Genomic DNA, 22,355 nt, shown 5'->3' with positions numbered 1-22,355 from the left:
TTATTGAGAAAAGACAGTCGACTGCTTTAGGAGAGTGCTGCACATCTGACCTAAGGCTCTTTTTTATGAAAGGGAGGCCATCTGCCCGTGAAGATTGGACACGAAGAATTGACCGGCTATCTTGAAAAGCTGCTGAAGCAAAGGCCGGCTGAAATTATGAAACTGGAGGCCTATGCCGAAAAGCATGGCGTGCCCATTATGGAACCGACAGGAATCGAAGTGCTCCTGCAGCTTCTTTCACTCAAAAATCCGAAAAAAATTCTTGAAATCGGTACCGCCATCGGTTATTCGGCGATTCGGATGGCACTTGCCCTTCCCGAAGCTGAAATCTTTACGATCGAGCGCGATGAAGACAGGTATCGGGAAGCGTTGAAAAACATCCGGTCATTCCAGCTTGAAAACAGAATTCACGTGTTCTTCGGCGATGCGCTCAGCGAATCGGACGCCGTTCAATCGATGGCTCCTTATGATGCGCTTTTTATCGATGCCGCAAAAGGCCAGTATCAGAAGTTTTTCAGTATATATGAAAAAATGCTCGCCGATGACGGCATCATTTTTACTGACAATGTCCTTTTCAAAGGCCTTGTCGCATCAGATTACAATCAGATCGAAAACAAGCGCATCAAAAAGCTTGTATCGAAAATAGATCATTACAATCATTGGCTGATGGAGCATCCTGACTACCACACGGCGATCCTGCCTGTGGGCGACGGATTGGCCGTCAGTCAAAAAAGAGGTGAACGGATATGAAAAAGCCTGAACTGCTTGTGACGCCGACGGCTGTTTCGGATATTAAGCCTTTGGCAGAGGCGGGCGCCGATGCGTTTATCATCGGTGCACAAAGGTTCGGTCTGCGTTTAGCCGGGGAGTTTTCCAGAGAGGAAGTAAAAGAAGCCATCATTCAGGCTCATCAAAAAGGCGCAAAAGTATATGTTGCCGTGAATGCGATTTTTCACAATGACCGGGTTCCAGAACTGAATGACTACCTTTCTTTCTTGGACGAGGCAGGCGCCGATGCGGTTGTCTTCGGCGATCCCGCTGTACTTATGGCTGCACGGGAATCAGCGCCGAATATGAAACTTCACTGGAATACGGAAACGACCGCAACCAACCATTATTCCTGCAACTATTGGGGGCGAAAGGGCGCGAAGCGCGCGGTGCTCGCAAGAGAGCTCAACATGGACAGCATCGTTGAGATTAAAGAGAAAGCAGAAGTCGAGATCGAAATTCAGGTTCACGGCATGACATGTATGTTCCAGTCAAAGCGCTCCCTGATCGGCAACTATTTTGAATACCAGGGAAAAGTCATGGATATCGAAGGAAAGAAAAAAGAAAAAGGCATGTATCTTCATGATAAAGAACGCGGTAACAAATATCCGATTTTCGAAGACGAAAACGGCACGCACATCATGAGTCCGAATGACGTCTGCATCATTGATGAGCTTGAGGATTTAATCGATGCCGGCGTCGATTCATTTAAAATTGAAGGGATTTTAAAATCGGTCGAATACATGACTGAGGTAACGGCCATGTACCGCGAAGCCATCGACCTTTGCATCGCAGACAGAGAAGCATACGAAGACAAGAAAGAAGAATGGATCGAGCGGATTGAACAGCTGCAGCCTGCAAACCGCAGCATCGATACCGGATTCTTTTTCAAAGAAACAGTATACTAAAAGGAGGGATAGCCATGTCTGCAGTAAAAGATAAAATTTCCAAAATCGTTGATGGAAAACGCGTCATTACGAAAAAGCCAGAACTTCTTGCTCCGGCGGGAAATTTGGAAAAACTGAAAATCGCTGTCCACTATGGCGCAGACGCTGTATTTATCGGCGGACGTGAATATGGACTCCGCTCAAACGCAGATAACTTTTCAATTGAAGAAATGGCTGAAGGTGTCGAATTTGCGAAAAAATACGGCGCCAGAATTTATGTGACGACAAACATTTTTGCGCATGAAGAAAATATCGACGGGCTAGAAGACTATTTGCGCGACCTCGAGGGAGCAGGCGTGTCAGGCATTATCGTCGCTGATCCCCTGATCATTGAAACATGCCGCAGGGTCGCGCCGAAGCTGGAAGTGCATTTGAGCACCCAGCAGTCCCTTTCAAACTGGAAAGCCGTTCAGTTCTGGAAGGAAGAAGGCCTTGAGCGGGTCGTGCTCGCGCGCGAAACGAGCGCACTTGAGATCAGAGAAATGAAAGAAAAAGTGGATATTGAAATCGAAACATTCATACATGGTGCGATGTGCATCGCTTATTCCGGCCGCTGCGTGCTCAGCAACCATATGACGGCCAGAGACTCTAACCGCGGAGGCTGCTGCCAGTCATGCCGATGGGACTATGATTTGTATCAGACGGACGGGGCGAATGCACTGCCGCTATATGAAGAAGGCGATGCACCGTTTGCGATGAGCCCGAAAGATCTGAAGCTGATCGAATCGATTCCGCAAATGATTGAAATGGGTATTGACAGCCTGAAAATCGAAGGCCGGATGAAATCGATCCACTACATTGCGACAGTCGTCAGTGTGTACAGAAAAGTGATCGATTCTTATTGTGCTGACCCCGAAAATTTCGTCATCAAAGAAGAATGGCTGAAAGAACTGGACAAATGCGCCAATAGAGACACGGCGCCTGCTTTCTTTGAAGGAACCCCCGGATATGAAGAGCAGATGTTCGGCGTTCACGGCAAAAAGACAACATACGACTTTGCCGGACTTGTCCTTGATTATGATGAAGAGACAAAAATGGTCACGCTCCAGCAGCGGAACTTCTTTAAAACCGGAGATGAAGTCGAATTTTTCGGTCCGGAAATCGAAAATTTCACATGCAAAATTGACACGATATGGGACGAAAAAGGCAATGTGCTTGATGCAGCCCGCCATCCCCTGCAGATCGTCAAATTTAAAGTGGACAAAAAGATATATCCTAGCAACATGATGAGAAAGGGGCAGTAATGGCATGGGGAAAAAACCGGTAGTTATCGGCATAGCGGGAGGCTCCGGATCTGGAAAAACGAGCGTCACCAGATCCATTTATGAACAGTTTAAAGGTCATTCGATCTTGATGCTGGAACAGGATTTATATTATAAAGATCAGAGCCATCTGCCGTTTGAAGAGCGGCTGAACACGAACTACGACCATCCGCTTGCATTTGATAATGACTATTTGATCGAGCATTTAAACGAATTGCTTGCCTACAAGCCGATCAAAAAGCCGATTTACGATTACAAGCTGCATACGCGTTCAGAGGAAGTCGTGCACGTCGATCCGAAAGATGTTATTATTTTGGAAGGAATCCTTGTCCTCGAGGATGAAAGGCTCCGCGACTTAATGGACATCAAGCTGTATGTCGATACGGATGCCGACCTGCGGATCATCAGAAGGATGGTCAGAGACATAAAAGAAAGAGGACGTTCGATCGATTCTGTCATCGAGCAGTACATCTCAGTCGTCAGACCGATGCATAACCAGTTTGTCGAACCGACGAAACGCTATGCCGATATCATTATTCCGGAGGGCGGACAAAACCGCGTCGCCATCGACCTGATGGTAACAAAAATACAAACTATTCTTGAACAAAACGCGATTTTATAATAACATAGCATAGACAAACACAACTCTGACCATATTATGTATAGAAATTGAAGGGTTCTCATCCTGAGCCCTTCTTTAACTGTATAAGCACCATTTACCGGAGCCTTCCATCCGGTTTATATGATACTTTACAAATATGGGAGAGAAGAAGGGGACAAGGGTTGTCCTCATTCTTGTATATTCAAGTCTATACCTCACATACAAGTGATGAGGAACCAACTAGAAGGAGTGAAGGAACATGGCACAAGAGAAAGTATTTCCTATGACAGAAACGGGAAAGAAAAAACTGGAAGAAGAACTTGAGTATTTGAAAACGGTTAAACGTAAAGAAGTTGTTGAACGTATTAAAGTGGCAAGAAGCTTCGGAGACCTCTCCGAAAACTCCGAATACGATTCAGCAAAAGAAGAACAAGCTTTTGTAGAAGGGCGCATCACAACCCTTGACAATATGATCCGCAACGCAAAGATCATCGAAGACGATGGTGCAAACTCAGATATCGTCGGCCTCGGAAAAACCGTTACATTTACGGAGCTTCCTGACGGTGAAGAAGAATCTTATACCATTGTGGGCAGCGCGGAAGCCGATCCGTTTGAAGGAAAAATCTCGAACGATTCCCCAATCGCGAAAAGCCTTCTCGGCAAACAGGTCGGGGACGAAGTGACCGTTCAAACACCGGGCGGCGAAATGCTTGTAAAGATTGTGAAAATTTCATAAAATTTGTTTAGCAAACGATGACCTCGTCCACAATGTGGATGAGGTGTTTTTATTATGAAATGGCAAAAGCGCATGAAGTGGGTGTCGATTATCATTTCGGCTGCCCTGTTATTTCTGCTGATCAGGCTCGCTGAAATTCAACTGTTTTTTACCGAATCCTTTTCTAAACGGAATGTGAACTTAATCCAGGAAAGCGTCAAACAGCGCACTGAGGAAGTTCGGATTTCAGACGGGAGAGGATCTTTTTTAGATCGGAACGGCGAACATTTGTCCGTCACCCAAAAACCGGCCATCGTCTTATTTCCTTTTTTAAAACATCAGCCATGGCCGGCCGAAGAAGCAGCCGAAATTTTAAACATGACAAAAGATGAGCTCGAGAATAAGCTTGAGCATGCGAAAAAACCTGTGATTCTTACAAAACATGAAGGAGCGTCCATTTCAAAGACGGCTCTCGAAAAAATCAATAAACTGAAATATCCCGGCGTTTACGGCGTATACATAGAAGAAACAGAAAAGAACAGGCTGGCTTCGCATACGCTCGGTATGACCAATCAAGACCCGGACCTTCTCCGACGAAAATATCCCGATAAAGAGGGCCTCTCCATCAGCACGAAAATCGGCACCTTCGGCATGGAGCGGACATTTGATGAATTCCTGCTGCCTGAACAAGATACAAAACTGTTGTATCATGTGGACGGATTGGGAAACCCTTTGTTCGGTATGGACGTCAAATATACGGCAGATGCAAATCCGTTTTACCCGCTGCAAGTCAAAACAACGATCGACAAAAAGGTTCAGCGGGCAATGGAAGATGTACTGGCTGAGCATCAGCTTGATAAAGGCGGAGCGGTTCTGATTGACATCGAGACGAACGGCGTGGCGGCGATTGCGAGCAAGCCCGATCTCAACATGGCATCGCAAAAAACAAGGCAAAACTATATGCTGACACCGGTATATCCCGGCTCGGTTTTTAAAACCGTGATTGCCGCGGCAGCGATCGAAAACGGCATGGACCATCCGTCAAAAACCTTTAACTGCAATTTGAACCTGTACGGTGAGGCCGGAGAAGACAAAGGGAAGCTCAGCTTGGAAGACAGTTTTGCGGAAAGCTGCAACTACACGTTTACAAATCTTGCTGGGCAGCTCGTTGAAAAAAACAGCTCCGTGATCGAAGATACCGCCGCAAAGCTTGGGCTGACCGGACGGGTCGGCTGGGAAGGGAAGCTGTATCATGAAGATGAGTTCAGACAGTTTCATCATGAAACTGCCGGATCAATCTGGGGGGATGAAAAGGACAAAAAAGTCAAAAAAGCTGTAGCCCAGACCGCCATCGGCCAAAAAAATGTGAAGCTGACCCCGTTGGAAATCGCCAACATGATGGCGACCATTGCAAGAGGCGGAGAGAAAAAACAAGTCAAGATCGCAGACCAGATCGAATATAAAAACGGCACATTGATGACGGCTTTTAAAGATCACAAGCTCCCCGGAGAGAAAATCGATCAGTATACCGCGCAAAAGCTGCAGAAACTGCTCAGAAAAGTCGTCACGTCTGAAAAGGGGACAGGCCGGCGCTTCAGAGATCTTCCGTACGAAGTAGCGGGCAAATCGGGCACAGCTCAGACAGGCCGGACGGCAGATGACAAAAAATCGCTCTATCATAAATGGTTCGCAGGTTATTTTCCGGCGGACAAACCGAAATATGCGCTCGTCGTCGTCCATATGGATACGCCTGATAGCAAGGCTGCGACAAATGCCGTATTTTATGATATTGTTAAAAAAGTATATGAAATTGAAAAGAACCAGACATAGAAGAATGCCTCAGGTGATGATAAAATAGAAAGCGAGGCAAGAGGGAAAAAGGAGTGCAATGAACTTGAGCGAAACAAGGGAATCTCGTTTTGAAAATCGTGATAAGCGCAGGAAAGCGAATCTTGTGCTTAACATTTTAATAGGCATCGTATTGGTATTAATCGTTGTCGTCGCCAGCAGTCTGATGATGAACAGCCCGAAGGAGCAGGCGCAGCAAGATGCTTCGAAAAACGATTCTGAACAGACGACAGAAGCACCTGCTTCCGACAATAAGAAACAAACGTCTGACGAAGATGTAAAAGATGAGGACAAAGGAAAAAGCGATTCTGCCGACAAAGAAGACAGCGATTCCGACTCGGACAAGGATAAAGACTCTGCTTCAGACGAGGACAAATCAACATCAGATGATCCGTTTGAAGGAGCCGAAGTGAAAGAAGGCGGTTCAAGCGCCAATGTTGAAAAAACGATCATCAATCCTGACTGGAAGCCTGTCGGCACACAACAGAGCGGACAGCATACCGCAACATATGATTCGTCTTCACAAGACTGGAAAGAAATGCTTGAAGCCATTTCATATGCGACAGGGGTTTCCCAGGATAACATGACGTTGATCTGGCTCGGAAACAACGGCAGCCCGCAAGATGCGAAAGGAACCATTCAGGCGAAGGACACCGGCGTCAAATACCAGGTAGCCATTACTTGGGTTGACGGGAAAGGCTGGAAGCCGACAAAAGTTGAACAGTTGAAGTAAAGAAAAAAGCGTCCGGTTTTAACAACCGGGCGCTTTTTTTTATGATTCGGCTTTAAAATGCACGACTGCGCTGTAGTGGATCCGTCCGTCAATGACCGCCGTCTGATGGGAAACCGAATGGACCCTCAGCAAAAGCGCCTGGTTGTTTTCAATCTGCTGACTGATCTTTTTTTCAAGCTCCTCTAAGCTCAGCGCCTCAAAAAACTCAATTTTATCTTTGATCAGATCGAGCCAGAAGTTCATAAACCAATCCTCCATTCGTTTCAAGTCATTTTTTATTAAAGCAAAGAAGCGTCCGGGTGACAAGGGAAATATAACCAAGCCTTTTTTGTACCCAAAACGAATGACTTGTGGTAGGATAAGAACTAATCAACCAAATAAATCATACTATACTTATAGGAATTGTAAAAATAGATGGAGAGTGACGATAAAATGGGAAGAGAGTTCATTCCTTTATTTGAGAACTGGGCAAATTCTTATGATGATACAGTAGTTGGCCACGATCTTCAGTACAAAGAAGTGTTTCGCAACTACGACGGCATTCTGGATGATGTCGTCAGCCGCTCCGGGCATAAAGTTCTTGAATTCGGCGTCGGCACTGGCAATCTGACTGCAAAATTGCTGGCAGCCGGAAAGGGAGTCACAGGTGTAGAACCTTCAAAAGCAATGAGGGAAATTGCCGAGGCAAAGCTAGCGGAGAATGCAGTGATCGTTGACGGAGACTTTCTCGACTTTCCGGAACCGCCGTTTTCTCCCGACACGATTGTCAGTTCCTATGCGTTTCACCACCTGACAAACGAAGAGAAACGGGAGGCTGTGAAGCGATATGGAAAAATGCTCGGAAAGCATGGTAAAATAGTGTTTGCTGATACCGTCTTCAAGGATCGGGAAGCCTTCTCTGCCGCTGTTAAAAAAGCGAAGGAAAAAGGGTTCCTGCAATTGGCGGAAGACCTTGAAACGGAACATTATCCGACGCTTTCGGAAATGGAAATGATCTTTACCTCAGAACAATTCAGGATCGCCTTTCAAAAGCATAATGATTTTGTCTGGGTAATGGAAGCGGCAAAATTGTAATTTGAAGGGAAGTTTTAAGATATGAAAATCGCAGTTATCGGAGCAATGGAAGAAGAAGTCACGATTTTGCGAAGCAAGCTCGAACAGACGAACCAAGAAGTCATCGCAAACTGTGAATTTACCAGCGGATTTTATGAAGGAAAAGAAGTCGTACTTTTAAAGTCCGGCATCGGCAAAGTCAATGCAGCCATGAGCACGACGATTCTGCTCGACCGCTTTAAACCGGACGTTGTCATCAACACCGGATCAGCCGGCGGCTTCCATCATTCGCTTAATGTCGGAGACATCGTCATCTCGACCGAAGTCCGCCATCATGATGTCGATGTCACGGCATTTGATTATGAATATGGACAGGTTCCGAATCTGCCGGCCGCATACAAGGCCGACAGTACATTGATCCAAGCGGCGGAAGCCGAAGCGTCTGAACTGGGACACATTCAGGTTGTCAAAGGAACGATTGCAACAGGCGACTCCTTTATGAGCGATCCTGACCGCGTGGCATTCATCCGCGGCAAGTTTGCAGATCTTTACGCGGTTGAAATGGAAGCGGCTGCTGTCGCACAGGTTTCCTATCAATTTAATACGCCGTTCGTTGTCATCAGGGCGCTTTCAGACATCGCCGGAAAAGAGTCTGAAATTTCATTTGACCAATTTTTGGAGCAGGCTGCCAAGCATTCGACAGATCTTGTGCTCCGCATGATCAAAAGAATCAATTAAAAACAGGGGGGAGCCCCCCTCTGTTTTGCACCTCTTGAAGGAGGAAGGAACATGAATGTGATCAAGGACATCACCCAATTGATCGGTAAAACGCCGCTTCTGCAGATTTTGAATTTTCATATCCCCAGCGGTGTTAACATATATGCAAAGCTTGAAATGATGAATCCGGGAGGCAGCATTAAAGACCGGCTCGGAGAAGTGATGATTGCTGAAGCCGTCGATTCGGGAAAGCTGAAACCCGGTGGAACGGTCATTGAGGCGACAGCAGGCAATACGGGAATCGGCCTTGCCCTCGCCGCCAGAAAGCACAGGATTAGACCCGTTTTTTGCGTGCCCGAGCATTTCAGCATGGAAAAACAGTCGATCATGAAAGCGCTCGGCGCTCGAATTGTTCATACCCCCAGAAGTGCCGGAATGAAGGGTGCGATTGAAAAGGCACTTGAACTTGAGAAGGAGATTCCTGATTCTTATTGCATTTTGCAGTTTAAAAACCCAGTAAATCCATTGGCTTACTATAAAACGATCGCCCCGGAAATATGGGATGATCTTGAGGGCCGGATTGACGTCTTCGTCGCCGGTGCGGGATCAGGCGGGACATTTGCGGGAACCGCCAAGTTTCTAAAAGAAAAAAATCCGTCCATTAAAACGGTTATTGTTGAACCTGAAGGCTCGATTTTAAACGGAGGAGAACCGCACGGACATAAAACCGAAGGAATCGGAATGGAATTCATTCCGGAATATATGGACGAAAGCCATTTCGATGAGATTTACACCGTGCTTGACGAAGAGGCGTTCCGGCTTGTAAAAGAAGCCGCTGAAAAGGAAGGGCTTCTGATCGGAAGCTCATCAGGCGCCGCGTTGTTTGCCGCGTTGAAAGAAGCCGAAAAAGCGAAAGCCGGCACAAACATTGTGACAATTTTCCCCGACAGCAGCGACCGCTATTTAAGCAAAAAAATTTACGAAGGAGGAATATGAGATGAAGCCAAAAACGAAAATGATCCACGGCGGCATTACAGGAGACGAAAAAACAGGAGCGGTATCGGTTCCTATTTACCAAGTCAGCACGTACAAACAGCCGCGCGCCGGACAGCATACAGGATACGAATATTCCCGGACGGGAAATCCGACAAGAACGGCGCTCGAATCCTTGATCGCGGATGTTGAAGGCGGTGAAGCAGGCTACGCGTTCGGCTCTGGGATGGCAGCGATCACAGCGGTCATGATGCTTTTTAAAAGCGGCGATCACATCGTGTTGACAGATGATGTATACGGCGGCACATACCGCGTGATGACAAAGGTGATGAATCGCATCGGCATTGAAGCGACCTTCAGTGATACGAGCAGCATTGAAGACATCGAAAAAGCGATCAAGCCGAATACAAAAGCGATTTATGTTGAGACGCCGACAAATCCTTTATTGAAAATCACGGACATCAAGAAAGCCGCTGAAACAGCGAAAAAGCACGGCCTGTTGCTGATTGTCGACAACACCTTCTACACACCGTATTTTCAAAACCCAATCTCGTTGGGAGCCGATATCGTCCTTCACAGCGCGACGAAGTACTTGGGCGGACACAGCGATGTCGTCGGCGGACTGGTTGTGACAGCCTCGAAGGAACTCGCAGAAGAGATCCATTTCATTCAAAATTCTACAGGCGGGATTCTCGGGCCTCAGGATTCCTGGCTCTTAATGAGGGGGATGAAAACCCTTGGCTTGAGAATGGAAGCGCAAGAGCAAAATGCCAGGAAAATCGCAGCTTTTTTAGATGATCATCCGGCCGTCAAAAAGGTTTATTATCCAGGGCTGCCGTCCAATCCGGGACATGAGCTTGCCAAGCGGCAAAGCACGGGCTTCGGCGGCATGATCTCGTTTGATATCGGAAAAGAAGAGAACGTGGACATTGTCCTTGGCCGTCTGAAATGGTTTACGATTGCCGAAAGCCTTGGCGCGGTTGAAAGCCTGATTTCAGTGCCGGCGCGGATGACTCACGCTTCGATCCCGCGTGAACGCCGGCTGGAGCTTGGCATTACAGACGGATTGATCCGCATTTCCGCCGGGGTAGAAGATATTGACGATCTGTTGGAAGACTTGCAGCAAGCGCTGGCCCCGATTTCTTAAAATGGCTGAATTTACATGTCTGGTCATCTGTCAATCTATGTTATCCTGAATCATATCCATTATGAAACAAAAGCAGGTGATCATGACATGCAGAAGAAAAAAGTCAAATCGCTGATGGAAGACTATAAGCAGTTTGCTTTTACGCTTCTCAGCGTAAGCGCATTTTTATATATCGGATCGGTCATTCCCGGACAAGGTTTGGAAACCGGCCAAAAGATGACAATGATGCTCGCGACATGCGGCTTTTTGGGAGGAGCCTTCTATTGTGTGAAGCGCTCGCTTAAATATAAAAGACAATTAGATGAGATGGAAGAATCGTAAGCGGAGAGACTCAGAGAGGGGCTCTCCGATTTTTTTGTTTGATTAATCCGTCCATTTATTAAAAAAACGGTTTACAAACAGGAATTTGATGGATATACTTACAAAGTAAACAAAAAGCAAAGGAGGTTGATGAACATGAAACCAGCACTGACTACATACATTAGACTTTGTGAACGCCAATATCATGATTCATCAAACCTGTGGGAGAGATTGTGCACTTCCTTAACCGATGCTTTTTCAGCACAGCCGGTCCGTTAGGAAGTTAGGCATAATCATACGCTGCTCCTCCCGCAAGATAAAGACTCGATTCGTTTTTATCTGGCGGTTTTTGTTTGCGCCCGCAGGTTTGTCAGATAATCTGCGGGCTGTTTTTGTTTTTAGCGAACTTGAAAGGAGGTGAGCGATGTGACAATAAATCTATTCTTCTTAACACTAACCATTCAGAGACGATTTAAAAGTCCGGAAGAGTACGAGCGAGAATACGAAATCGAACAAATGTACAACGAAATGAAAGACCTGCAGCTGAAATATCTTTACATGAACAGCCAGCGCTAGCTTAAAGCGCGAAAAAAAATAAAGGAGGAGATCAAGATGATGCATAGAAGGGAACTGTTGGCACATTACACTCGGGAGAAGGACCAGGTTTAGCCGGGGCTGAAACGAGTTCCGCATCTCCGCTTTTCTGCATAATATGAAGCAAGCAATTCAATGAATGCGGGTGAAAAGCATGCAGAAAAACGGCAGAATGCCTTTTATCGGCCACGGGTATACATCAATGCCTCATTCTTTCAAGCACGGATACGGTAATCCGTACCGGCGCCAAAGAATGGAGATGGCGCGCCAATTCGGGTATTGGCCGCATTATTGGTATTATTGAGAAAGAGCAGAAAACGTTTGTTTTCTGCTCTTTTTCATGTGGACAAACTGAATGGCAAAATAAAAAGGGGGGATTTAAAGCCCCCCTCCTGTTCATTTAGCAGACGTAACAAGCGCCGATGATAATTAACAGAATGAATAGAACCACAACAAGCGCGAATCCGCCTCCATAGCCGTATCCGCCGCCGTATCCGCCAGGGTAGCCACCCCAGCCGCCGCAGCATCCGCCGCCGTAACCAAAGCCCATAAATAGCACCACCTTTTAGTGAAAATTCCATATATACTATGCATGGGTTTGAGTTGTGGAAAGGGCGGATAGACCAATTCATTAAAAAAACAGTTTTCTTAAAGCGAAACATTTTCAAAGCTGAAGCCGTCTAGTTATGGAATGTAACAAAAGAATGCAGTTATTTTTGCTAATGCTTTTAATATTCGGTTTATTGACCGATATGAGTGGTGAAAGGCCCGTTTGAACGATTTGCAACCTGAAAAACCGGGCTAATTAGATATTAAAGCAGGTGTTATAACGTGTTTGAACAATGGCTTGGAAAACAATTGCGGAGCCCGAGAGGCATTTTGTCGAAATGGGTCGCGTCATATATGGAAAACGGAAATCATGATATAAACGAATGGACCATCAATTTAATGGATGTCTGTCCGCATGAGCGCATCCTTGAAATCGGAACGGGAAGCGGAGCGGCGCTTTATCAGATCGCGGAGATGCTTGAAAGCGGCAAAGCCTGCGGCATAGACGCTTCAAAAAGCATGGTCAAGCAAGGGATGCGGCGAATCCGTCATATGAAAGAAGAAGGAAAAGCCGAATTGAAGCTCGGCCATGCCGAAAACATTCCTTATCCGGACCGTTCTTTTCATAAAGTATATTCAGTCCACACCCTTTATTTTTGGACGGATTTCAAACAAGCATTAAAAGAAATTTACCGTGTTTTACAGGTTGACGGCACGCTGTTTCTCGCCGTCCATCTGGAAGGGCAAATGAAAAAATCGAAAAAAACAAAAGGCTTTTCCTTATACTCAGAAGAGCAAATCAAGCAACTGCTTGAAGAAAGCCATTTCAGAGACATCACGGTACATATGAACGAAAATGACTGCTGCATTTCTGCGGTAAAATCGTGAGCTTTGTACGATCATCCCTTTCATACGAGAGGGATTTTTTATGTTTGATAGAGTTGAAACCAGATCTTAAATATCATATTTTTGATTTTTAAAGAAAAGTATTCCAATAACATAGCAAACATGGTTTAATATCAAAGTGAACGTTTTTACTATATTTTCCGGAGGTATTTATGAACAAAAGGATCGTGAAAAGTTCAATTGCTTTCTTTCTCCTTGTTGCATTGATTTTTGGCCAGCTGCCTCTACCGAAGACTATGGCGGCCGAAGACAGCGTTCCGATTAACGAAACCACACTGACCGGCGCGTCCCCAGTTGTAGCGTCATTTCAAAGCGATGATGAGGTGCATTGGTATAAAATCAATCCTTCAAATCAGGAAATCGCAAACCACACGCATTTCCGCGTTAAACTGAAATCAGATGCAGAGCTGAACATTTCCGTTTACTCCAGCCTGGAAAACGCAGCTGATCACCAAACGTTTGACAGATACAACGGCTACTCCTATGAAAATAATCCCGCTTTAATCGATTTTCCGATTGCCTGGAAAGGTCCTTACTACATAAAAGTAGAAAATCACCATGATGAGGAAAACGAAACCACTTCAATTACAGATATTTCTTACACCATCAGCTATGAAGGCGTCACCCTGCCTCCGGCAAACCAGGAGGCGGAAGAAGAGTGTCCTGCAGAATTAAGCGTCTCCGAAAGGGAAACCGGCAAGGGCATATTAAAACAGTTAAGAACGATCAGGGATGAAGTTCTTTCAAAAACTGAAAAAGGAAAAGAGCTGTCTTCCCTTTACTATAAAGCAGCTCCATTCATCAGCGCAAAAATGCTCTTTAACAAATCGATGAGAGACAGTGTCTACAAAGACTTGGTGCAGCTGAAGCCGCTGTTTTCCGATGTCGCAAAAAACGGAAAAGAGAGCGCATACACCATTACGAATGATGATCAAAAAGCGATCAGCCGTCTGTACGAAACATCGCGCGAGTCCGTTCCCGAGTCGCTGAAAAAACAGCTGGATCAAGTGGCAAAAGACATCGGCATCGAACAATTAACAGGCAGCAAAGTATCGGCTGTGCTGGAGAAAGCGGGGATGGCGACAGCTACATCAAGCGCCCCTGAAAAACGCTATATTGTAAAATTGAAAGACGGCAAAAAACTGGGTTCTTTCAAATCTAAAGCCCAATCTTCCGGCGTCAAGGCATTAGAACCACTTGGTAAAAGTAAAACGAAATTTAAAGATATGTACGTTGTGGAAATGAAGGAAAGCCGTTCAGCCGGATTCAAAACGGCGGCAAAGCAATATCAGACGGCAGCAGCCAAGATTGCCAAGATGCCTGAAGTGGAATTCGTCGAACAGGTTCAGCAATATGAAGCACTGTCAGCGGACACCCAGTATCCATATCAATGGTCGCTCAAAAATAACGGCAAAAACCGTGCTGCGAATGCAGACATACAATTTGAACAGCTTCAAAAACTGATGAAAGGCAAAAAGCTGAGAGATACAGTAATCGCCGTTGTCGATACGGGTGTTGATCATACGCTTGCCGATTTAAGCGGCAGCGTCAAAAAAGACGAAGGCTATAACTATATCAGCCGCACCGCGGACGCGATGGATGACAATGGCCACGGCACACACGTGTCAGGCATCATCGCAGCTGCGCAAGACAACCATTTTTCAATGGCGGGAATCAATGCCTATGCCAAAATCCTGCCTGTCAAAGTGCTGGATTCTTCAGGAAGCGGAGATACGGAACAGATTGCCAACGGCATCATCTATGCTGCCGACCACGGTGCAAAAGTCATTAATTTAAGCCTTGGCGGACCATACAGCAGGGTGATGGAATATGCGCTCAAATACGCGGCGTCCAAAAATGTGACGATCGTTGCCGCCACCGGCAATGACGGAGTGTCGGAGATTTCGTACCCGGCATCTTCGAAATATACGCTTTCAGTCGGGGCGACCAATAACCTCGATCTCGTCTCGGACTATTCCAATTATGGAAAAGGTCTCGATATGGTGGCACCGGGAACCGATATTCCAAGCCTCGTTCCGGACGGAAATGTCACTTATATGAGCGGAACATCCATGGCGGCGCCGCATGTTGCAGCTGCAGCAGGACTTCTTTTGTCACAGAATCCATCTTTGAAACCAAAGCAAGTCGCAAAGCTATTGACCGAGACGACAGCAGATGTGGCATTTGAAGAACAGGATAATCCCAACCCGGACTATGATCTGGATGTAGAACCGGCTGCTCAAATCCCTGGTTATGATTTCGTTTCCGGGTGGGGGAGGCTGAATGTTTATCACGCAGCCAGCGTTTTTGAGCTGAACATGAAGGTTCATCCCGTTTTAAACCGCCATACGGCAGTGACAGGCACAGCCAAAAGCGGTGTGGCGGTCAAAATCTTGCGAGGGAAGCAAGTATTGGGCACGGGAACAGCCGGAAAATCAGGCGCGTTTTCAGTGAAAATTCCGGCCCAGAAGGCGGGGCAAGTTCTTCATGTCGCGGCATCGGGTTATCAGGCGGAAGCCTCGCTCAGAACCGTCGTGGAAAAAGCGCCGAAAAACCCTTCTGTCAAACGCATCACGAACAAAGATACTGCCGTAACGGGGAAAACGGCAGCCGGCTACACGATCAAAGTGAAAAACGCGTCCAAAAAAGTGATCGCGCAAGGCAAAGCGGATGCATCCGGAGCGTTTAAAGTGAACATCAATAAGCAAAAAGAATATGCCGTTTTGTATGTCTCCGCATCTGCTGATGACTACAGAGAAAGCGGCGATGTTAAAATGACGGTTGCTGATGTCATCCCGCCAGGCGCCCCGAAAGTTTATCCGGTTTCCGATAAAAGTACGGTGATTCAGGGAAAAACAGAAGCAAACGCGCAAGTCAGCGCAAAAGTAAAAGGAAAGACGATCGCTTCCGGTAAAGCGAACGGAAAAGGTGAATACAAGCTGAAAATCAGCAGGCAAAAAGCCGGAACGGTCATCAGTGTAACAGCAAAGGATAAAGCCGGGAATGTCAGCAAAGCGAAAGCCGTCACTGTGCTTGACAAAACTCCCCCGCCCGCGCCAAAAGTGAATACGGTAACAAACAAGAGCACGGCCGTTAAGGGGAAAGCAGAGGCAAACGCCGCCATCACCGTCAAAGCAGGAAAGAAAACGCTTGGAACCGGCAAGGCCGATAAAAAAGGCGCGTTTTCCGTTAAAATAAAAAAACAAAAGGCAAACACTGTTTTAGCGGTCACTGCAAAAGATAAAGCCGGCAATACGAGCAAAGCGAGCATATTAAAAGTCAAAAAAGCAAAATAATCCGATGGCAGAGGGAACTGATGACATATCAGTTCCTCTTTTTTAATCGAAATTAATATATAAGAATACTATTAAACAGCCGCACTGCCTCCATTCGATTTATGAATTTCAACTCATGTCAACAGTTGGGTCTATTCTCCCTTTTTTTGTTTTCTTTTAAAAAATTTTATATTAAAAAAGGAATTTTCGAGTGTTCTGTCAAAAAGTGAATGTATTGGAAAAGCGGAATGAACGTTCATTCTGCTGGCTTGGAGGGCAAAATCAATGGAATCGGAAAGCAAATATCAGAAGATTATCGAGGCTTCGCTCGTCCTTTTCGCAGACCGTGGCTTTGACGCCGCAACCATTCCGATGATTGCCGAGAAGGCAAACGTCGGTGCAGGCACCATCTACCGCTACTTTGACAGCAAGGAAGACCTTGTGAACGTCTTGTTCCAAGACAGTGTGAAGAGATTTAAAGAAAAGATTGAGGAGGACTATCCTGAAGATTCAGCAGGGATAAAAAAACAATTTCAGCATATTTTCCGCTGCCTTTTCGAGTTTTCTCAGGAAAATGTCCATGCGCTTTATTTTTTGGAAATTGACAAAACCTCTCATTACCTGACAGAGAAAAGCCGTGAAGTCTTAAACGAACTGCTGGATTTCGTCTATTTATTTTTTGAAAAAGGGAAAGCGGCCGGCGTGATTCGCCCCTTGCCTTCTCACATCTTGTCGGCTGTGGTATTCGGGGCGTTCGTTCATATTCAGAAATTGGTAAGGGCCGGGGAAATCGAAGATCCTACCGGACTGATCAAAGAGATTGAAGAATGTTCCTGGCATGCTGTCAAACATCATGGATGAAAAGCTTTTTTCAAAACAGAAAGGATGATTTTCATGAACACGTTAAATGGAATTCCAATCCCTAAAACTTACGGACCGCTCGGCAACCTGCCTTTGCTTGACAAAAACAAGGTCTCCCAGTCTCTTTGGAAAATCGCGGATGAGATGGGGCCTATCTTTCAATTTAAGTTTGCGGATGCGATTGGGGTATTTGTGTCCAGCCATGAACTGGTTAAAGAAGTCTCTGACGAATCCCGGTTTGACAAAAACATGGGGAAGGGGCTATTGAAAGTTCGCGAGTTCAGCGGAGACGGGCTGTTTACGAGCTGGACGAAGGAACCCAATTGGCGGAAAGCCCACAATATCCTTCTGCCGAGCTTCAGCCAAAAAGCGATGAAGGGATACCATCCCATGATGCAGGACATCGCCGTCCAGCTCATCCAAAAATGGTTCCGTCTCAATCCGGATGAAAGTATTGACGTACCGGATGATATGACGCGGCTGACGCTGGATACGATCGGCTTATGCGGATTTAACTACCGATTTAACAGCTTCTACCGCGAAGGGCAGCATCCGTTTATCGAGAGCATGGTCCGGGGTTTGAGCGAAGCGATGAGACAGACGAAGCGCTTTCCGCTGCAGGATAAGCTGATGGTCCAAACGAAGCGTCAGTTTGACAGCGATGTTGAGTCGATGTTTTCTCTTGTTGACCGGATCATCGCTGACCGGAAGCAGGCCGGCGGCGAAAGCGGAAATGACCTTTTATCGCTTATGCTTCATGCGAAAGACCCTGAGACCGGCGAAAAACTGGATGATGAGAATATCCGCTATCAAATCATTACGTTTTTGATCGCCGGGCACGAGACGACGAGCGGTTTATTATCGTTTGCGATCTATCTGCTCCTGAAGCATCCGGATAAGCTTAAGAAAGCGTATGAAGAAGCGGACCGCGTGCTGACCGATCCCGTTCCTTCCTACAAACAGGTTCAGCAGCTGAAATACATTCGAATGATTTTGAATGAATCGATAAGGCTTTGGCCGACGGCGCCGGCTTTTTCTCTTTACGCAAAAGACGAAACAGTTATCGGGGGAAAATACTTGATTCCGAAAGGCCAGAGCGTCACAGTGCTCATCCCAAAACTGCACAGGGATCAAAGCGTCTGGGGAGAAGATGCCGAGGCGTTCCGGCCTGAACGGTTCGAGCAGATGGACAGCATTCCGGCGCACGCATACAAACCGTTTGGCAACGGCCAAAGGGCATGCATCGGCATGCAGTTCGCCCTTCACGAAGCGACGCTTGTGCTCGGCATGATTCTTCAGTACTTTGATCTTGAAGATCATGCAAACTATCAATTGAAGATCAAAGAATCGCTGACATTAAAACCGGATGGCTTCACAATCAGGGTAAGGCCGAGGAAAAAAGAAGCAATGATGGTGACGCCGGGTGCTCAACCTGAAGAGAACATGCGGCAGGAAGAAAAGCCTTCCGCACCGGCTGCGGAAAATACGCACGGAACCCCTCTCCTTGTGCTCTACGGTTCAAATCTCGGCACAGCCGAAGAGGTTGCAAAGGAGCTTGCTGAAGAAGCGCGTGAGCAAGGATATCGAAGCCGGACGGCGGAGCTTGATCAATATTCAGGCGACCTCCCGGCAGAAGGGGCTGTTATCATTGTGACGGCTTCCTATAACGGAAACCCGCCTGATTGCGCAAGGGAATTTGTCCATTGGCTTGAGCATGATCAGACAGGCGATTTGCACGGTGTCAAATATGCGGTATTCGGCTGCGGTAACCGGAGCTGGGCCAGCACCTACCAGCGGATTCCGCGCCTGATTGACAGCGCATTGGAAAAAAGAGGCGCCCAAAGGCTGCACAAGCTTGGAGAAGGGGACGCAGGCGATGATTTTGAAGGACAGTTTGAGTCATGGAAAAACGATCTGTGGCCGCTTTTAAGAACCGAATTTTCATTGTCCGAACCCGAGCCGAATCAAACAGAAACAGACAGACAAGCCATATCAGTCGAGTTTGTAAGCGCACCTGCGGCTTCGCCGCTGGCTAAAGCTTATCAAGTGTTTACAGCGAAAATATCGGCAAACCGGGAACTGCAGTGTGAAGAGAGCGGGAGAAGCACGAGGCATATTGAAATATCGCTTCCTGAAGGTACCACATATCAGGAGGGAGACCATCTCGGGGTGCTTCCGCAAAACAGCGAGGTGCTGATTGAACGCGTTTTTCAGCGGTTTGGGCTGAACGGAAATGAACAAATTATGATCAGCGGCCGGAGTCAAGCATCACATTTGCCTTTGGAGCGGCCCGTTCATGTCAAGGATCTTTTTCAACATTGTGTCGAGTTGCAGGAACCGGCTGCAAGGGCCCAGATTCGCGAGTTGGCGGCACATACTGTATGTCCGCCTCATCAGCGCGAGCTTGAAGATTTGCTGAAAGATGACGTCTATAAGAATCAAGTGTTGAAAAAACGGCTGACAATGCTTGACCTGCTTGAGCAATACCCGGCCTGTGAACTGCCGTTCGCCCGCTTTCTGGCGCTTCTGCCTCCGCTAAAACCGAGGTATTACTCGATTTCCAGTTCGCCGCAGATTAACCCTCGGCAAACAAGCATCACCGTCTCTGTCGTAAGCGGACCGGCATTGAGCGGCCGCGGGCAATATAAGGGGGTTGCATCGAACTATCTCGCAGGCCTTGAGCCGAAAGATGCGATTTCTTGTTTCATCAGGGAGCCCCAGTCAGGCTTCAGGCTTCCTGAAGATCCTGAAACACCGATGATCATGGTCGGACCGGGCACCGGAATCGCACCTTACCGCGGATTTCTTCAGGCGCGCCGCATCCAGCGCGAAACCGGGATAAAGCTCGGTGAAGCGCATTTGTACTTCGGCTGCCGCCGTCCGAATGAAGATTTTCTGTATCGAGACGAATTGGAGCAAGCGGAAAAGGACGGAATCGTCCATTTGCATACAGCGTTTTCCAGGCTTGAAGGCCGTCCGAAAACATATGTGCAAGATTTGCTCAGAGAGGATGCAGACATGCTGATTCACTTGTTGAACAAAGGCGGCCGCCTGTATGTGTGCGGAGACGGAAGCCGCATGGCTCCCGCTGTTGAACAAGCTTTGTGCGAGGCATATCGGATTGTACAGGGAGCGCGTCAGGAAGAGTCGGAAAGCTGGCTGTCCGCACTTTTGGAAGAAGGGCGCTATGTAAAGGATGTGTGGGACGGCGGCGTTTCTCAACATAACGTGAATGCGGACCACATCGCAAGAACGTAAAACAAAAAGAGGCATTCTGAATTATCAGGATGCCTCTTTTTTAGAGTTTGTGATTTTTCCATTGATATAGATGAAAAGGTTTAATCCCAAGAACCAAACGAGCAAAATATATCCCCATTTTGCCGGCGTCTCCCAGCCCTCGAAAAAAGGCAGAGAATCAATGAATGTTTGCCCTTTCATGATGACAAACACCAATAACGCCACAGAGGTGACGAGAGCGAGCCCTTGTAAAATGAGCGTTTTTGCACTTCGTTTTTTCAAATCTCCCCATACGTACATCAGTACGAACACCAGGGAGACCATTGAGATGATATCATTCGCTGTGCCGTTTATTTTGAGCCCAAACCTGAGAAAAAGATTCAAACATGCAGATGCCAAAAATCCGTTAAATCCAATTGTTTTAAGCAAGATGATTCCCCCTCAAACCATTATAGAGGGAGATAAAGGAAAAGCCAACATGACAGGCTGCATTTATTCATTCTAAAAACGGCTGATCTTCAGGAGGAATCGTCATGCTGGCTTTGGTTTAAATATCGGCATGCGGTGAAGAAAGTTTAGCTTTTATTTCGGATCTGTGTATCGTCTTGCCGCCTGTTCCTTTTGGCTTCGGCAAAGAAAATTGCCGGATAAGCGGCCAAAAGCAGCAAGGTAATGAAGGCGACGATTCCCGGCCATTTAAAATGAGTCCAGAAGAAGCCTCCGAAAGACCCTGCTAAGCTTGAGCCGAGATAATAGCTCAGCAAATAAAGGGAGGAAGCTTGAACGCGCTGTTCGCCGGCCGTCTGCCCGACCCAGGAGCTTGCGATCGAATGCGAGCCGAAAAATCCGAATGTAAAGACAGCGATTCCGGCGATTTTCAGAGAAAGCTGAGGCAGAAGCGTAAGCAATGCGCCTCCCGCGATAATGGCAATCCCGATTTTCAGCATCAGCGGGCTGCCAAAACGGTCGGCTTTCTTTCCCATATAAACGGAACTGATTGCCCCTGCCAAATAAACGATAAAGATGAACCCGATGACAGTTTGAGAGAGTCTGTACGGAGGGCCCATCAATTGAAATCCGATATAATTGAACAGCGTAACAAAGCTTCCCATTAATAGAAATCCGAGTGAAATAATCGACAGCAGCCGTTTGTTCATCAAGACGGCAGAGTAGGCGAGGCTCGCCTTTTTCATGCTCGTTTTTCGCTTAGCGGAGTGCTGTGGCCGGGGCAGCAAAATCCAAAACAAATAGCTTAATAGCACTGATAATCCCCCGATGATTCCAAGCGCTGCACGCCAGCTGAACAAGTCTGTCAAAAGGCCGGTCAAAAGCCTTCCGCTCATTCCTCCAAGGCTTGTGCCGCTAATGTATAACCCCATCATTTTCCCGAGCCCTCGCGGATCAAATTCCTCTCCGACATAAGTCATGGCGATCGCGGGTACGCCTGCAAGGAAAAAGCCAAGCAGCCCTCTCATCACCAAGAGCGCCGCGAAGTTCGGACTAAAGGCGGTCAAGAGGCCGAGCACAGATGTCGCAAACAGGGATATTGCCATAATCGTCTTCCGGCCGAATCCGTCAGATAAAGCTGCTGCCGTGAGTAATGCAAAAGCCAATATACCTGTTGAAATGGATAAAGTTAAGCTTGCAGCTGCCGCCGATATGCCGAATTCCTCCGCAAACAGAGGCATGAGCGGCTGTGTGGTGTAAAGCGTGGCAAATGTCACAAAACCGCTGATGAATAAAGCGATGCTTGCTTTTTGATAATCTTTCGTATGCGGCTGTATGTAAGTCATGGTAGCTCCTCTTTTCCAGAATGACAATCTATGTTTCATGGTACGCTTTCATTTGT

22 protein-coding genes are annotated in these 22,355 nt (G+C 46.9%); 18 read left to right on the top strand and 4 right to left on the bottom strand.

The genetic code is table 11. From position 1 onward, the window contains the following. Window positions 1–87 precede the first annotated feature (87 nt). The 7 genes from MKZ04_RS09795 to MKZ04_RS09765 all read left to right on the top strand — a co-directional run bounded on the left by MKZ04_RS09795 (window position 88) and on the right by MKZ04_RS09765 (window position 6,874). Window positions 88–750, top strand: coding sequence for an O-methyltransferase (locus MKZ04_RS09795; RefSeq protein WP_020452393.1), 663 nt, complete (start codon window positions 88–90; stop codon window positions 748–750). Continuing rightward, entirely contained in the window at window positions 747–1,676 is a 930-nt protein-coding gene (locus tag MKZ04_RS09790; RefSeq protein WP_341045791.1) for a peptidase U32 family protein, read from the top strand. Before MKZ04_RS09795 ends, MKZ04_RS09790 begins: the two co-directional genes overlap by 4 nt. 14 nt (window positions 1,677–1,690) lie before the next feature. Continuing rightward, entirely contained in the window at window positions 1,691–2,959 is a 1,269-nt protein-coding gene (locus tag MKZ04_RS09785; RefSeq protein WP_341045789.1) for a peptidase U32 family protein, read from the top strand. A 4-nt stretch (window positions 2,960–2,963) separates the two neighbouring features. Continuing rightward, window positions 2,964–3,599: a uridine kinase gene (gene udk, locus MKZ04_RS09780; RefSeq protein WP_020452390.1), complete on the top strand. Its 636-nt coding sequence runs from the start codon at window positions 2,964–2,966 to the stop codon at window positions 3,597–3,599. Between the two features lie 238 nt (window positions 3,600–3,837). Then, on the top strand, window positions 3,838–4,314 hold the full coding sequence (gene greA, locus MKZ04_RS09775; RefSeq protein WP_020452389.1) for a transcription elongation factor GreA: 477 nt from the start codon (window positions 3,838–3,840) through the stop codon (window positions 4,312–4,314). A 54-nt stretch (window positions 4,315–4,368) separates the two neighbouring features. Next, window positions 4,369–6,123 carry a peptidoglycan D,D-transpeptidase FtsI family protein gene (locus MKZ04_RS09770; RefSeq protein ID WP_341045787.1) on the top strand — a complete coding sequence of 585 codons (1,755 nt, stop codon included), beginning with the start codon at window positions 4,369–4,371 and terminating at the stop codon, window positions 6,121–6,123. A gap of 58 nt (window positions 6,124–6,181) precedes the next feature. Continuing rightward, window positions 6,182–6,874 carry a YrrS family protein gene (locus MKZ04_RS09765; RefSeq protein ID WP_020452387.1) on the top strand — a complete coding sequence of 231 codons (693 nt, stop codon included), beginning with the start codon at window positions 6,182–6,184 and terminating at the stop codon, window positions 6,872–6,874. 39 nt (window positions 6,875–6,913) lie between these two features. On the opposite strand, the gene MKZ04_RS09760 is transcribed toward MKZ04_RS09765, so the two are convergent. Beyond that, window positions 6,914–7,117 (bottom strand): YrzA family protein, encoded by a 204-nt coding sequence (locus tag MKZ04_RS09760; RefSeq protein ID WP_341045785.1) that lies wholly within the window; start codon window positions 7,115–7,117, stop codon window positions 6,914–6,916. Between the two features lie 189 nt (window positions 7,118–7,306). On the opposite strand from MKZ04_RS09760, the gene MKZ04_RS09755 reads away from it, so the two are divergent. The 7 genes from MKZ04_RS09755 to MKZ04_RS09725 all read left to right on the top strand — a co-directional run bounded on the left by MKZ04_RS09755 (window position 7,307) and on the right by MKZ04_RS09725 (window position 11,982). Next, entirely contained in the window at window positions 7,307–7,948 is a 642-nt protein-coding gene (locus MKZ04_RS09755) for a class I SAM-dependent DNA methyltransferase (RefSeq protein ID WP_020452385.1), read from the top strand. A gap of 21 nt (window positions 7,949–7,969) precedes the next feature. Continuing rightward, window positions 7,970–8,665, top strand: coding sequence for a 5'-methylthioadenosine/S-adenosylhomocysteine nucleosidase (gene mtnN / locus MKZ04_RS09750; RefSeq protein WP_020452384.1), 696 nt, complete (start codon window positions 7,970–7,972; stop codon window positions 8,663–8,665). Window positions 8,666–8,716: 51 nt separating this feature from the next. Continuing rightward, the gene (locus MKZ04_RS09745) at window positions 8,717–9,640 is read left to right on the top strand and encodes a PLP-dependent cysteine synthase family protein (protein ID WP_020452383.1); all 924 of its coding nucleotides are present in this window, start codon (window positions 8,717–8,719) and stop codon (window positions 9,638–9,640) included. 1 nt (window position 9,641) lies between these two features. After that, window positions 9,642–10,784 carry a bifunctional cystathionine gamma-lyase/homocysteine desulfhydrase gene (locus tag MKZ04_RS09740; protein ID WP_341045784.1) on the top strand — a complete coding sequence of 381 codons (1,143 nt, stop codon included), beginning with the start codon at window positions 9,642–9,644 and terminating at the stop codon, window positions 10,782–10,784. A gap of 87 nt (window positions 10,785–10,871) precedes the next feature. Beyond that, on the top strand, window positions 10,872–11,105 hold the full coding sequence (locus tag MKZ04_RS09735; RefSeq protein WP_011198155.1) for a YrhC family protein: 234 nt from the start codon (window positions 10,872–10,874) through the stop codon (window positions 11,103–11,105). Window positions 11,106–11,510: 405 nt separating this feature from the next. Beyond that, window positions 11,511–11,660: a YrzI family small protein gene (locus tag MKZ04_RS09730; RefSeq protein ID WP_020452381.1), complete on the top strand. Its 150-nt coding sequence runs from the start codon at window positions 11,511–11,513 to the stop codon at window positions 11,658–11,660. 172 nt (window positions 11,661–11,832) lie between these two features. Continuing rightward, window positions 11,833–11,982: a hypothetical protein gene (locus MKZ04_RS09725; RefSeq protein ID WP_164468297.1), complete on the top strand. Its 150-nt coding sequence runs from the start codon at window positions 11,833–11,835 to the stop codon at window positions 11,980–11,982. A gap of 96 nt (window positions 11,983–12,078) precedes the next feature. Here the strand turns inward: MKZ04_RS09725 and MKZ04_RS09720 are convergent, their stop codons facing one another. Then, on the bottom strand, window positions 12,079–12,228 hold the full coding sequence (locus MKZ04_RS09720) for a YjcZ family sporulation protein (protein ID WP_003183876.1): 150 nt from the start codon (window positions 12,226–12,228) through the stop codon (window positions 12,079–12,081). Between the two features lie 281 nt (window positions 12,229–12,509). Between MKZ04_RS09720 and MKZ04_RS09715 the strand changes: the two genes are divergently transcribed. The 4 genes from MKZ04_RS09715 (at window position 12,510) to MKZ04_RS09700 (ending at window position 20,527) form a co-directional block, all read left to right on the top strand. Further along, window positions 12,510–13,115, top strand: a complete 606-nt coding sequence (locus MKZ04_RS09715; protein WP_025811068.1) for a class I SAM-dependent methyltransferase — start codon at window positions 12,510–12,512, stop codon at window positions 13,113–13,115. A gap of 170 nt (window positions 13,116–13,285) precedes the next feature. Continuing rightward, a complete protein-coding gene (locus MKZ04_RS09710; RefSeq protein WP_341045783.1) occupies window positions 13,286–16,429 on the top strand; it encodes a S8 family peptidase in 3,144 nt (1,047 codons plus the stop codon). A gap of 264 nt (window positions 16,430–16,693) precedes the next feature. Next, window positions 16,694–17,269: a TetR/AcrR family transcriptional regulator gene (locus MKZ04_RS09705; RefSeq protein ID WP_023855364.1), complete on the top strand. Its 576-nt coding sequence runs from the start codon at window positions 16,694–16,696 to the stop codon at window positions 17,267–17,269. Window positions 17,270–17,302: 33 nt separating this feature from the next. Then, a complete protein-coding gene (locus MKZ04_RS09700) occupies window positions 17,303–20,527 on the top strand; it encodes a bifunctional cytochrome P450/NADPH--P450 reductase (RefSeq protein ID WP_341045782.1) in 3,225 nt (1,074 codons plus the stop codon). 24 nt (window positions 20,528–20,551) lie between these two features. Here the strand turns inward: MKZ04_RS09700 and MKZ04_RS09695 are convergent, their stop codons facing one another. Both MKZ04_RS09695 and MKZ04_RS09690 read right to left on the bottom strand, forming a co-directional pair. Then, window positions 20,552–20,935 carry a YoqO family protein gene (locus MKZ04_RS09695; protein WP_039072889.1) on the bottom strand — a complete coding sequence of 128 codons (384 nt, stop codon included), beginning with the start codon at window positions 20,933–20,935 and terminating at the stop codon, window positions 20,552–20,554. 146 nt (window positions 20,936–21,081) lie between these two features. After that, a complete protein-coding gene (locus tag MKZ04_RS09690) occupies window positions 21,082–22,299 on the bottom strand; it encodes an MFS transporter (protein WP_025811072.1) in 1,218 nt (405 codons plus the stop codon). Window positions 22,300–22,355: the final 56 nt, after the last annotated feature.

This window comes from Bacillus sp. FSL W7-1354 (assembly GCF_038002405.1).
Lineage (GTDB): Bacteria > Bacillota > Bacilli > Bacillales > Bacillaceae > Bacillus > Bacillus paralicheniformis.
Note: the sequence above shows the minus strand (reverse complement) of the source record. Positions and strands in the feature narration are given on the sequence as shown.

Bases quoted from the DNA above. Each gene is read 5' to 3' on its own strand.
- udk (WP_020452390.1), top strand. From the start codon at position 2,964: ATGGGGAAAAAACCGGTAGTTATCGGCATAGCGGGAGGCTCCGGATCT.
- MKZ04_RS09735 (WP_011198155.1), top strand. From the start codon at position 10,872: ATGCAGAAGAAAAAAGTCAAATCGCTGATGGAAGACTATAAGCAGTTT.
- MKZ04_RS09785 (WP_341045789.1), top strand. From the start codon at position 1,691: ATGTCTGCAGTAAAAGATAAAATTTCCAAAATCGTTGATGGAAAACGC.
- MKZ04_RS09725 (WP_164468297.1), top strand. From the start codon at position 11,833: ATGCAGAAAAACGGCAGAATGCCTTTTATCGGCCACGGGTATACATCA.
- MKZ04_RS09765 (WP_020452387.1), top strand. From the start codon at position 6,182: ATGAACTTGAGCGAAACAAGGGAATCTCGTTTTGAAAATCGTGATAAG.
- MKZ04_RS09770 (WP_341045787.1), top strand. From the start codon at position 4,369: ATGAAATGGCAAAAGCGCATGAAGTGGGTGTCGATTATCATTTCGGCT.
- MKZ04_RS09720 (WP_003183876.1), bottom strand. From the start codon at position 12,228: ATGGGCTTTGGTTACGGCGGCGGATGCTGCGGCGGCTGGGGTGGCTAC.
- MKZ04_RS09700 (WP_341045782.1), top strand. From the start codon at position 17,303: ATGAACACGTTAAATGGAATTCCAATCCCTAAAACTTACGGACCGCTC.
- MKZ04_RS09745 (WP_020452383.1), top strand. From the start codon at position 8,717: ATGAATGTGATCAAGGACATCACCCAATTGATCGGTAAAACGCCGCTT.
- MKZ04_RS09755 (WP_020452385.1), top strand. From the start codon at position 7,307: ATGGGAAGAGAGTTCATTCCTTTATTTGAGAACTGGGCAAATTCTTAT.
- MKZ04_RS09790 (WP_341045791.1), top strand. From the start codon at position 747: ATGAAAAAGCCTGAACTGCTTGTGACGCCGACGGCTGTTTCGGATATT.
- greA (WP_020452389.1), top strand. From the start codon at position 3,838: ATGGCACAAGAGAAAGTATTTCCTATGACAGAAACGGGAAAGAAAAAA.
- MKZ04_RS09710 (WP_341045783.1), top strand. From the start codon at position 13,286: ATGAACAAAAGGATCGTGAAAAGTTCAATTGCTTTCTTTCTCCTTGTT.
- MKZ04_RS09760 (WP_341045785.1), bottom strand. From the start codon at position 7,117: ATGAACTTCTGGCTCGATCTGATCAAAGATAAAATTGAGTTTTTTGAG.
- MKZ04_RS09705 (WP_023855364.1), top strand. From the start codon at position 16,694: ATGGAATCGGAAAGCAAATATCAGAAGATTATCGAGGCTTCGCTCGTC.
- MKZ04_RS09740 (WP_341045784.1), top strand. From the start codon at position 9,642: ATGAAGCCAAAAACGAAAATGATCCACGGCGGCATTACAGGAGACGAA.
- mtnN (WP_020452384.1), top strand. From the start codon at position 7,970: ATGAAAATCGCAGTTATCGGAGCAATGGAAGAAGAAGTCACGATTTTG.
- MKZ04_RS09690 (WP_025811072.1), bottom strand. From the start codon at position 22,299: ATGACTTACATACAGCCGCATACGAAAGATTATCAAAAAGCAAGCATC.